General features: G+C 73.8%; 9 protein-coding genes. 1 reads left to right on the top strand and 8 read right to left on the bottom strand.

Annotation, left to right across the window (positions count from 1 at the left end; all coding sequences use genetic code 11):
• Positions 1 to 131 precede the first annotated feature (131 nt).
• The 8 genes from ACWGE1_RS36790 to hutU form a co-directional block, all read right to left on the bottom strand.
• Positions 132 to 1,421, bottom strand: coding sequence for a hypothetical protein (locus ACWGE1_RS36790; protein WP_453424815.1), 1,290 nt, complete (start codon positions 1,419 to 1,421; stop codon positions 132 to 134).
• Positions 1,422 to 1,435: 14 nt separating this feature from the next.
• Positions 1,436 to 2,542 carry a hypothetical protein gene (locus ACWGE1_RS36785; RefSeq protein WP_453424814.1) on the bottom strand — a complete coding sequence of 369 codons (1,107 nt, stop codon included), beginning with the start codon at positions 2,540 to 2,542 and terminating at the stop codon, positions 1,436 to 1,438.
• A complete protein-coding gene (locus tag ACWGE1_RS36780) occupies positions 2,539 to 3,540 on the bottom strand; it encodes a hypothetical protein (RefSeq protein WP_453424813.1) in 1,002 nt (333 codons plus the stop codon). The genes ACWGE1_RS36785 and ACWGE1_RS36780 overlap by 4 nt, the downstream gene beginning before the upstream one ends.
• Before the next feature lie 16 nt (positions 3,541 to 3,556).
• Positions 3,557 to 4,234, bottom strand: a complete 678-nt coding sequence (locus ACWGE1_RS36775) for an LPXTG cell wall anchor domain-containing protein (RefSeq protein ID WP_453424812.1) — start codon at positions 4,232 to 4,234, stop codon at positions 3,557 to 3,559.
• 113 nt (positions 4,235 to 4,347) lie between these two features.
• On the bottom strand, positions 4,348 to 5,526 hold the full coding sequence (hutI, locus tag ACWGE1_RS36770; RefSeq protein WP_453424811.1) for an imidazolonepropionase: 1,179 nt from the start codon (positions 5,524 to 5,526) through the stop codon (positions 4,348 to 4,350).
• A gap of 131 nt (positions 5,527 to 5,657) precedes the next feature.
• Positions 5,658 to 6,998 carry a formimidoylglutamate deiminase gene (locus tag ACWGE1_RS36765; protein WP_453424810.1) on the bottom strand — a complete coding sequence of 447 codons (1,341 nt, stop codon included), beginning with the start codon at positions 6,996 to 6,998 and terminating at the stop codon, positions 5,658 to 5,660.
• A complete protein-coding gene (locus tag ACWGE1_RS36760; RefSeq protein ID WP_453424816.1) occupies positions 6,989 to 8,179 on the bottom strand; it encodes an allantoate amidohydrolase in 1,191 nt (396 codons plus the stop codon). The genes ACWGE1_RS36765 and ACWGE1_RS36760 overlap by 10 nt, the downstream gene beginning before the upstream one ends.
• Before the next feature lie 53 nt (positions 8,180 to 8,232).
• On the bottom strand, positions 8,233 to 9,897 hold the full coding sequence (gene hutU / locus ACWGE1_RS36755; RefSeq protein WP_384394108.1) for a urocanate hydratase: 1,665 nt from the start codon (positions 9,895 to 9,897) through the stop codon (positions 8,233 to 8,235).
• Between the two features lie 104 nt (positions 9,898 to 10,001).
• Between hutU and ACWGE1_RS36750 the strand changes: the two genes are divergently transcribed.
• The gene (locus ACWGE1_RS36750) at positions 10,002 to 11,357 is read left to right on the top strand and encodes a diaminopimelate decarboxylase (protein ID WP_453424809.1); all 1,356 of its coding nucleotides are present in this window, start codon (positions 10,002 to 10,004) and stop codon (positions 11,355 to 11,357) included.
• Positions 11,358 to 11,445 lie beyond the last annotated feature (88 nt).

The raw sequence follows: 11,445 nt of genomic DNA, 5'->3' as shown, positions 1-11,445 counted from the left end.
GGGCTCGCGGGCCTTGCGTTCTTCATTTACCCAAATACGGCAAACGCGCTCTTGGCCTACTTTAACTGCCGCGTCCGCGCCTTACGCCTAGCGGCCCGCCACCCCGGATGGTGTGCCGGGCCGTTCCCGTGTCAGCGGGTGCCGCGCAGGCGGCGCCACGGGGTGAAGGTGAACACCGCGCCGCCGAGCAGGATCACCGTGCCGGCGACCAGGGCCAGGGCCTTGATGCCGCCCTCGTCCTCCGCGCCGGTCTCGGCGAGGCCGCCCGAGGTGGTGCTGCCGGTGGCGGACGAGGAGCCGGAGCCGCCCGGCTGGGCGGTGGTGTCCAGTTCCAGCGAGACGCCGCTGCTCGTCGCCTTGCAGGGGACGTTGATCGGGGTGGCGCCGGGGGCCATCGTGACGTCGATCGTCAGCTGGTCCGGGCTCAGCGTCACCTTGCCGCTCTTCCCGGGCTTGTAGGTGCCGGTCATGTCGCTGAGGCTGACCGGTGCCTTGTCCGGGATCGGCTCCGCGTTGGCCGGGCCGGAGACCTTGACCGTGCCGCTGTCCGCCCCGCCGAGCTTCACGTCCATCGAGGGCTTGAGCGCGCCGGCGGGCAGGGCCATGGGCGCCGCCATCGCGCCCTTGGCGGTCTTGACCGTCAGGTCGTAGCTGCCGCCGTTCTTCTTCGCGTTGATCGTGACCGGGGTCTTGATGCCCCCCGGGACCACCGGCCCGCAGTCGAAGGCCACCTCGACCGCCTTGCCCGGGAAGTCGGTCTGGCCGCCTCCGCCGCCCGAGGCCGATCCGCCCGAGGCGGTGGTGGAGCCGCCAGTGGTCGTGGAGCCACCGGTCGTGGAGCCACCCGTGGTGGAGCCGCCGGTGGTCGTGGAGCCGCCGGTCGTACCGCCGCTGGAGCCGGCCGACACGTCGATGGTGGCCCCGCCCTTGACCTCCCCGACCGGCGCGCACTTGGTGACGAAGGTGCCGAAGGAGAAGGTGACGGCGACGTCGTACTTGCCGGGGGTCAGGCTGATCTTGCCGGCCTTGGTCAGCTTCAGCTTGCCCTTCATCGTGGACATCACCATGGGGGCCTTCTTGGGGATCGGCGGGTTCTTCTTCTCCCCGACGACCTTCAGCTCCCCGCCACCGCCGCCCACCGTGATCCAGCCGGTGGGCTGGACCGCGTCCTGCGGGATGTCCATCAGGTCCGTGTTGTTCGAGGCCGGTTTGACCGTCTCCCAGGACACGTCGACCTCGTCACCGACCTTGGCCGTCGCCGGGGCGGTGATCTTCGCGGTGGTCTCGCCCTCCACCGGGGCGCCGCCGCCGGCCGGCGGCACGCACTTGACCTTGAACGTGGCCTCGGCGGCCTGAGCGGGAGAAGCCGCCATGGCAATGCCCGCGCCGCCGAGCAGCAGCGCGACCACGGCCGCGCTCACCCTCCGTTGGGTCTTCACAATGGTCCCTTCGTCGTCGAACGGTTCTCAGACGGTGCGGACGTCTGTGGTGCTGACTCCGGCGCGCTGTCCGGGGTGAACCACGGCAGGACCGCCGTGGTGGTCTGGGGGGCCTCTCCCCGCCGCTCGGAGCGGGCGGCGGGCGCGGCTCCTCGCAGCGTGGGCAGGGCGGGCAGCCGGGGCAGCCGGGCCGTCACGGCCCGGGCCGCGTCCGGGGGACCGCCCCGGTGGCGGCCGGCGGCCGTCGCGGCGCGCGGCCGGACCCGGTCGACGACGGCCATGCCGATACGGAAGACCGCGGCCGGGATCACCAGCAGGAGCAGGCCCCAGAAGAGCAGCACCCCGTACGGGCGGGCCACGCCCCAGGGCTGCGTGGCCACCACGGTCTCGCCGTACTTGAGGGAGATCGTGTAGTCGCCGTGGGCGCCCGCGGCGAGGACCACGTCCAGGGCGATCTCCGCCTTGCCGCCGGGCGGGACGGTGCCCTTCCAGCGGGTCTCCTCCCACAGCGGGGCGAACACGCCGTGCGCGGTGCCGAGCTGGAAGACCGGGTCCTTGACCGGGACCGGGCCGAGGTTGCCGACGGTGACCTTGAACTTCCGGGTGGGCGGGGCGCCGAACCAGGTCAGCACCCCGTCCTCGCCCTCCAGCCGGACCCCGGTGAGCATCGCGAGGCGGGCCGTGCCGGATTCGGCGGGCAGCTCGGCGACCGGGTGGTCGGTGATCTTCAAGGGAGCCGCGACGGTGGACTGGTCGCCGTTGACGGAGGTGACGTTGACGATGCAGGGGCAGGGCTTGGGCGGTGCCACCACGGGCAGCTGGGCGGTGAAGCGCCCGTCGTCGGTGACCGAGACGGCTGCGCCGTCGGCGTTGGCACAGCTGTTGGTGCCGCCGATCATGTTCTGCCCGCAGACCAGCAGCATCACCAGCGTCCTGGCCGGCCAGCCGGTACCGGTGACGGTGATCCCGGTGCCCTTGGCGGCCTCCTGGAGCGAGAGCGCCACGGTCGGCCTGCCCTCGGCGGCGGCGGCCGGGGCCGCGGGGAACACCGCGAGGGCGCACACCGCCAGCCCCGCGGCCAGCAGGGCTGCGACTCTTCTCACCTGGCGGCTCCCGTCAGTTCGTGGTGCGGTGCAGGGGTCGGTCCGGCCGCGGGCGGCGCGTCCGGCGCCGGGACCGGGGCGGTCCGCCGGCCGCGTACGAGGTACAGCGCGGCCGCGGTGGTCGCACCGAGGCCGAGCAGCCCGGCCCCGGTCCAGCCGGCGAGGCCCGGGGGGAAGAGCCAGCGCGATCCGGTGGCGACCGCACGGGCGCCACCGGGGGCGGTCACGGTGAGGGTGACGCGGACCCGGCCCGCGACCGGGGCGCCGGGCCACGGCTCGGTGAGCTCCACCCGCCGACCGGGGAGCAGTTCCACCGGCAGGGTGCGGCCGCGGGGCTGGGCGGACACCTCGCCGATGAGGGCCTCGGCGCGGATCCGGAGGTCGGGGGTGAGGGCCACGTTGCCGCGGTTGACGAGGGTGTAGGCGATGACGGCGGCCGGGCCCCGGCCCCGTACGGCGACGTCCTCGACCGTGAGGGCGGCCAGGGTGGGGCCGCCGACCCGCAGGTGCACCCGTACGCCTGCCTCGTGGCCGCCCTCGGCGGCGATCACGGCGGCGGGGTGGTCGCCGGGCGGGGCCGCGGGCGGCACGGTGAGCGTGAAGGGGACCACGGCCCGGGTGCGGGGCGGGACCTTCACGGTGGTGGCGGCGCCGAAGCTGATCCAGGAACCGGCCCCGGCGGGGGCCGCGGCGGCGGCGCCGGTCGTCGGCCGGACCGCGAGGGCGCCGTCGGCGGTGTTGTAGGCGTCGGCCCCGCGCAGCGTGATGGTGCGCTCCCGGTCGGTGGTGTTGGCCAGGGCGAGGCGGTCCTCCAGCACGGTGCCGGCGGCGCCCGCCAGGTAGAAGTACGGGCGGGCCGCCGCGGCCGCACCGGCGGCGGGCCCGGCGGTCCAGCCCGGCTCGTCGGCGGCCGCGGGGTGCGCGGGGCCCGCGTACAGCACGGCGGCGGCGAGCAGGAGCACGGCACCGGCGCGCTTGAGGGTGTGGAGCACGGGCATGACCGGGTCGCTCCGTTCAGGACCGGGCCCGCTGGCCGCGCCGGGTCAGCCAGAGCACGCCCGCGGCGCCGGCGAGCAGCACCGTCCCGCCGAGGGTGCCGAGGGCGAGGGCGGAGTCGGTGGGCCCGGTCTGCGGGAGGGTGTCGCCGGTGGTCTCGCCGCCGGACTGCGCACCGCCGCCGCCGGCCGCCGTGACGTCCAGTTCCAGCGACGGTCCCGGGTTGTTGCCGGGGGTGCAGGTGGTCGTGGTGCTCATCGCCCTGATGGTGAGCACACCGGCGGTGAAGGTGACCTTGCCGCTCTTCTTCGGCGTGTAGGTGCCCGAGAGATCCGTGATCCTGATGGGGGTGTCGGGGGGCACGGCCTCGGGGTTGGGCGGGCCGGAGACCGGTACGGACACCTTCTCGGCGCCGCCGACGAGGATGACGGCGCTGGGGTTCATCGCGCCCTTGCCGAGCTCGATGGGGCTGGACGAGACGCCCTTCTGGAAGGACATCGTCAGCTTGTACCCGTCGCCCTCCTTCACGGCCTTGATGTCGATGGGCGACACCGCCGACTTGTCCCCGATCGGGGTCTTGCAGTCGTAGGCCACGTCGACGACGGCGGCATGGGCAGCGGGGGCGGTGAGCAGCACCGCCGTTCCGGCCAGCGCGGAGGCCAGCGCGAGCGCGGTGGAGCGTTTGCGGTCGGACACCTTCGTCTTCCCCTCGAGCCACAGATAACTGACGACACATCAGATCGGTGGCTCAAGGTAAGCCCGGGGGCTTACGGAGGGAAGACAAAGGACAACCCGGGATTGACCGTTCGTCAGTGCACGCGGCGGCCCCGCTGCCAGACGGCGGAAACGAGCGGAACGCCCGGCCGGTAGGCGAGGTGGACGTGGCTCGGGGCGTCCAGGAGGGCCAGGTCGGCGCGGGCTCCGGGGGACAGGATGCCGATGTCCGCGCGGCGCAGGGCGCGGGCGCCGCCGGCCGTGGCCGACCAGAGGGCCTCGTCGGGGGTCATCCGCATGTCGCGGACGGCGAGCGCGATGCAGAACGGCATGGAACTCGTGTAGGACGATCCGGGGTTGCAGTCCGTGGACAGCGCGACGGTCGCACCCGCATCGATCAGGCGCCGGGCATCGGGCCACTGGGCGCGGGTGGAGAACTCGGCGCCGGGCAGCAGGGTGGCGACGGTGGTGCCGGCGGCCTGGGCGAGCGCGTCCACGTCGGCGTCGGTGAGGTGGGTGCAGTGGTCGGCGGAGGCCGCTTCGAGCTCGACGGCGAGCTGGACGCCGGGCCCGTGGGAGAGCTGGTTGGCGTGGACCCGCGGGATCAGTCCGGCGGCGGCGCCGGCGGTGAGGATCGCGCGGGCCTGGTCGCCGTCGAAGGCGCCCTTCTCGCAGAAGACGTCCACCCAGCGGGCGTACGGGGCGCAGGCCTCCAGCATCTCGCCGGTGACGAGGTCGACGTAGGCGGCCGGGTCCTCTGCGTAGTCCGGGGAGACGATGTGCGCGCCGAGGTAGGTGACCTCCTCGGTGTGCGCGGCGGCGATGCGCAGCGCGCGGGCCTCGTCGGCGACGGTGAGGCCGTAGCCGGACTTGGTCTCGAAGGTGGTGGTGCCCTGGCGGCGGGCCTCGTCGAGGTGGCGCACCAGTCCCGCCTCCAGCTCGGCGTCGGAGGCGGCGCGGGTGGCGGCGACGGTGGTGCGGATACCGCCGGCGGAGTAGGCGCGGCCCGACATCCGGGCATTGAACTCGGCGGTGCGGTCGCCGGCGAAGACGAGGTGCGAGTGGGAGTCGACGAAGCCGGGGATGACGGCCCGGCCGGCCGCGTCGAACGCGGTGTCAGCAGCGGGAAGGTGTGCCGCGGGGCCGACCCAGGCGACCTTGTCGCCGTCGATGACGATTGCGGCGTTCTCGATCAGTCCGAGCGGTGAACCGTCGCCGAGGGCGGGGTCGTTGGTGACGAGGCTGCCGATGTTGGTGATGGCAGTGGTGGTCATGAGGGTCCTCTCAGAGCTTGCTTGTCCCCCACCCCGCCCCTTCCCGAAACCGGGCTCCGCCCGGACCGGGCGGAGCCCCGGGAAACGGCGAAAGGGCGGGGCGGGGGAAGAGCCCGCCGCAGGCGGCACGGTCAGGAGCGCAGGGCCGCGATGGACTCGGACAGGGCCGTCGGGACGTCCCCGACCAGGGTGTGGTGGCCGTCGCGGACCACGTGGCGGCCGCCGACCACCGTGTGGCGGACGTCCGAGGCGGTGGCGGCGAAGACCGCCGTCTCGGCCCCCAGCCGCGGCAGCGGACCGGCCGTGCGTACGGAGTCCAGCGCGATCGTGGTGAAGTCCGCGAGCGCGCCGGCCTCCAGGCGCCCGGCCTCCGGGAGCCCGAGGGCGGCGTGGCCGTCCTCGGTCGCGGCGCTGAGCAGGGCGTTCGCCGTCCAGTGGCCCCGGGTCCGGCTGCGCAGGCGCTCGTTCAGCTCCATCGCGCGGGCCTCTTCGAGCAGGTCGATCACCGCATGGCTGTCGCTGCCCAGGGACAGCGGGCTGCCCGCGTGCTGGAGGCGGGTCGCCGGGCCGATGCCGTCCGCGAGGTCGCGTTCGGTGGTGGGGCACATGCAGGTGCCGGTGGTGGTCCCGCCGAGGAGGGCGATGTCCACATCGGTGAGGTGCGTGTTGTGGACGCCGGTGGTGCGCGGGCCGAGCACTCCGTGGTCGGCCAGCAGCTGGGTCGGGGTGCGCCCGTGGGCGGCCCGGCAGGCGTCGTTCTCGGCGGTCTGCTCCGAGAGGTGGACGTGCAGGGGCGCCCGGCGCTCCTCGGCCCAGTCGGCCACGGTGGCCAGTTCGGCGGCGGGCACGGCGCGCACCGAGTGGATGGCGGCGCCGATCAGGGCGTGCTCGCGGGGCTTGAGCGCGCTCGCGCGCACCGCCCAGGCATCGGCGGTGCCGTCGGAGAAGCGCAGCTGGTGGCTGTTGGGGGCCTCGCCGAAGCCGGAGGACAGGTACGCGGTGTCCAGGAGGGTGATCCGGATGCCGGCCGCGGCGGCGGCCTCGATCAGGGCCTCGCCCATGGCGTTCGGGTCGGCGTACGCGGCGCCGCCGGGCGCGTGGTGGACGTAGTGGAACTCGCCGACGTTGGTGATGCCGGCCAGCGCCATCTCGGCGTAGACGGCGCGGGCGAGCGCGAAGTAGCTGTCGGGGGTGAGGTTCTGGGCGACCTTGTACATGAGGTCGCGCCAGGTCCAGAAGGTGCCCGAGCCGACCTGGACGGTGCCCCGCAGGGCCCGGTGGAAAGCGTGGCTGTGCGCGTTGGCCAGCCCCGGGATCGTCAGGCCGCGCAGCACCTCCGCACCGGGCGGCGGGCTGCTCACGCCGGTGCGCAGGGCACCGATGCGGCCCTCGGCGGTCACCTCCAGGGCGACGCCCGGCTCGACATGGGTGCCGAGCCAGGCGTGCTCCAGCCAGTACGTCGTCAGCGACATGCCAGGCCTTCCAGTACGTCGACGAGGGCGAGGACGCCTGCCACGCAGTCGTCCTCGGCGGCGAACTCCCGCGGGGAGTGGGAGACGCCGGTCGGGTTCCGTACGAACAGCATCGCGGTCGGGACGGCGGCGGAGAGGATCCCGGCGTCGTGTCCCGCCCCGGTCCCGAGGACGGGGACGGCCCCGCCCAGGATCCGGTTCATCTCGTCGCGCAGGGCGTGCTCGAACTCGACGACCGGGGTGAAGGACTCCCGGACGATGCCGAGGTCGATGCCGTCCTGGTCGGCGCGCTCGCGGGCGGCCTTCTCGATGGCGGTGACGACCGTGTCGAGGGTGGCCTGGTCGGCGGCGCGGGAGTCGAGCCAGCCGCGCACCAGCGACGGAATGGCGTTGACCCCGTTGGGCTCGACCGAGATCTTGCCGAAGGTGGCGACGGCCCCGGCGAGGGCCGCCTCGGTACGGGCGGCCAGCACGGTCGCCGCGTACGTGAGCATCGGGTCGCGCCGGTCGACCAGCCGGGTGGTGCCGGCGTGGTTGGCCTCGCCGCGGAAGTCGAACCGCCAGCGGCCGTGCGGCCAGATGGCGGAGGCGATGCCGACCCGGTCCCCGGAGAGGTCCAGGGCCCGGCCCTGCTCCACGTGCAGCTCGACGAAGGCGCCGATGCGGCCCAGGCGTTCGGGGTCGGCCCCGATGGTCTCGGGGTCGTATCCGGCGGCCTCCATGGCCTGGGGCAGCGCGATGCCGTCGGCGTCGCGCAGCTCGTAGGCCTTCTCCTTGGTCAGCTGTCCGGCGGCGAGCCGGGAGCCGACGCAGGCGAGCCCGAAGCGGGCCCCTTCCTCGTCACCGAAGTTGGTGATGGCAAGTGGCCTGGAGAACTCCGCGCCCCTCCTGCGGAGCTCGTCCAGTGCCGCGAAGGAGGACACCACCCCGAGGGGGCCGTCGAAGGCCCCGCCGTCGGGGACGGAGTCCAGGTGCGAGCCGGTGACCACGGCGTCCCCGGCGAGGGGGTCGCCGAGCCAGGCCCACTGGTTGCCGTTGCGGTCGGTCTCGTACGTCAGCCCGCGCGCCTCGGCCTGCTCCTGGAACCAGGTCCGGCAGTCGGCGTCGGCCCCGCTCCAGGCGTACCGGCGGTACCCGCCGGTGTCGGCGTTGCGGCCGATGGGGGCGAGCTCGGCCCACATGCCGTGGAACGACGCGGCCCCACCGGAGGCCGCGCCCGTGACGTCTGCCTCGCTCACGCGGAGTCGCCCTCACGCATCGGGACGCGGACGCCGCGCTCGTCGGCCACCGACTCGGCGATGTCGTAGCCAGCGTCGACGTGCCGGATGACGCCCATGCCCGGGTCGTTGGTGAGCACGCGGCGGATCTTCTCGCCGGCGAGCGCGGTGCCGTCGGCGACCGTGACCTGGCCCGCGTGGATCGAGCGGCCCATGCCGACGCCGCCGCCGTGGTGGATGGAGACCCAGGAGGCGCCGGAGGCCACGTTGACCATGGCGTTGAGCAGCGGCCAGTCGGCGATCGCGTCGGAGCCGTCCAGCATGGCCTCGGTCTCGCGGTAGGGGGAGGCCACCGAGCCGCAGTCGAGGTGGTCGCGGCCGATGGCCAGCGGCGCGGCGAGGGTGCCGTCGGCCACCATCTCGTTGAAGCGCTCGCCCGCCTTGTCGCGCTCGCCGTAGCCGAGCCAGCAGATGCGCGCGGGCAGGCCCTGGAAGTGGACGCGCTCGCCCGCCATCTTGATCCAGCGGTGCAGGGACTCGTTCTCCGGGAAGAGCTCCAGCATCGCCTTGTCGGTCTTGTGGATGTCCGAGGCCTCGCCGGACAGCGCCGCCCAGCGGAAGGGGCCCTTGCCCTCGCAGAAGAGCGGGCGGATGTAGGCGGGGACGAAGCCGGGGAAGGCGAAGGCGCGGTCGTAGCCGGCCAGCTGGGCCTCGCCGCGGATGGAGTTGCCGTAGTCGAAGACCTCGGCGCCGGCGTCCATGAAGCCGACCATGGCCTCGACGTGCTTGGCCATGGACTCGCGGGCGCGGGTGGTGAAGCCCGCCGGGTCCTTGGCGGCGTAGGAGGCCATGTCGTCGAAGTCGACGCCGACGGGCAGGTACGCGAGCGGGTCGTGGGCGGAGGTCTGGTCCGTCACGATGTCGATCGGGGCGCCCTCGGCGAGCATCTGCGGGAGCAGCTCGGCGGCGTTGCCGAGCAGGCCGATGGAGAGCGGCTTGCGGGCGTCGCGGGCCTCTACGGCCAGCTGGAGGGCGTGGCGCAGGTTGTCGGCCTTGACGTCCAGGTAGCGGTGCTCGATGCGGCGGTCGATGGCGCGCGGGTCGACGTCGATGCAGATCGCGACGCCGTCGTTCATCGTCACGGCCAGCGGCTGGGCGCCGCCCATGCCGCCGAGGCCGGCGGTGAGGGTGATGGTGCCCGCGAGGGTGCCGCCGAACTTCTTCGCGGCGACGGCGGCGAAGGTCTCGTAGGTGCCCTGGAGGATGCCCTGGGTGCCGATGTAGATCCACGAGCCGGCCGTCATCTGGCCGTACATGGTCAGGCCGAGGTTCTCCAGGCGGCGGAACTCCTCCCAGTTGGCCCAGTCGCCGACGAGGTTGGAGTTGGCGAGCAGGACGCGCGGCGCCCACTCGTGGGTCTGCATCACGCCGACCGGGCGGCCGGACTGGACGAGCATCGTCTCGTCCTGCTTGAGGGTCTGCAGGGTGCGGACCATGGCGTCGTACGAGCGCCAGTCGCGGGCGGCCTTGCCGGTGCCGCCGTAGACGACGAGCTTGTCGGGGTGCTCGGCGACCTCGGGGTCGAGGTTGTTCTGGAGCATCCGCAGCGCGGCCTCCTGCTGCCATCCCAGGGTGCTGAGCTCGGTGCCTCGCGCGGCACGTACGGGGCGGGGTCCTGACATGGCGGTGCCTCCTCCGATGTTGGTCAATCTATTCACATAGTCTCCCCCTGAATAGATTCAGTCAACAGCTGCGGGCGGCCCCGTCGGATGATGGGATGGCGGACATGGCTGCAAACACGGATGTGGGCCGGGACACCGCCGCGCGCCGGGACCTGGCCGTGCAGGCCGCCGTCGAACAGGGGCTCGTGGGCGGGGCCGACGTCTCGCAGCCCCTGGTCTGTCTGCTGGACACCGACGGGATCCGGGCCTCCGCCGCCGCCCTGACCAGCGCCTTCGCGGACGCCCTGGCGCCCGGTACCCCCGCCCTGCACGCCTTCGCCGTCAAGGCCGCCCCGCTCGTCCCGGTCCTGCGGCTGCTCGCCGACGCCGGCATCGGCTGCGAGGTGGCCAGCCCCGGCGAGCTGGCACTGGCCCGGGCGGCCGGGGTCCCCGCCTCCCGGACCGTCCTGGACTCCCCCGCCAAGACGGTGGCCGAGCTGCGCGAGGCCCTGGCGCTGGGGATCGCCGTCAACGCCGACAACCGGCAGGAGCTGGAGCGCCTCGACGTGCTCGTCGCCGCGGCGCCCACCACGGCCCCGATCGGCGTCCGGATCAATCCGCAGACCGGCGCGGGAGCCATCGACGCGCTGTCCACGGCGACGTCGACCTCGAAGTTCGGTGTCGCCGTACGCGATCCCGGCGCACGCGAGTGGCTCGTACGGGCATTTCTGGACCGGCCGTGGCTGACCCGCCTGCACATCCACTCGGGCTCCCAGGGCGTCCCCCTGACCCTGATCGCACAAGGCGTACGGGAGCTGCACGCACTGGCCGAAGAGATCAACACGGCGGCCGGACGGCGTCAGGTCGACACCCTCGACATCGGCGGCGGCCTGCCGGTGAACTTCGCCTCGGACGAGCGGACCCCGACGTACGCGCAGTACGTCCACGCCCTGCGCGAGGCGGTCCCCGCACTCTTCGACGGCTCGTACGGCCTGGTCACCGAGTTCGGCCGGTCCCTGCTGGCCGAGCACGGCCTGGTGCTGGCCCGCGTCGAGTACACCAAGACCAGCGGATCCCGGCCGATCGCGCTCACCCACGCCGGGGTCCAGCTGGCGACCCGCACGGCGTACGCCCCGGCGGCCTGGCCGGTGCGGATCCTGCCCTACGACGCGAAGGGCACCCCGAAGACCGGCGACCCGGTGGCCCAGGACGTCGCGGGCCCCGCCTGCTTCGCGGGCGACCTGCTCGCCGCGGCCCGCGAGCTGCCGCTGCTCGCCCCCGGCGACCTGATCGGCGTCCCGGACACCGGTGCGTACTTCTTCACCGCCCACTACGCCTACAACAGCCTGCCCCGCCCGGCGGTCCACGGCTTCACCGTGGCCCCGGGGGGCGAGGTCCGCTTCAGCCTCGCAAGGCCCGCGCAGTCCGTCACGGAGATCGTGGCGGAGGCGGGCGGAGCGCTCCGCGACGCCCTGCTCTGACGGGCCGCTGCGGCCCGTCGGCGACGGAAGGGCAGCGGAACGGGCAGCGGCCTCAGGAGGCCGCCTGCGTGGCCGCCAGGGCCCGGGC

The sequence above is a fragment of the Streptomyces sp. NPDC054932 genome (genome assembly GCF_053610205.1).
The sequence above is the reverse complement of the archived record's forward strand: the minus strand, read 5'-3'. Positions and strand labels throughout refer to the sequence as shown.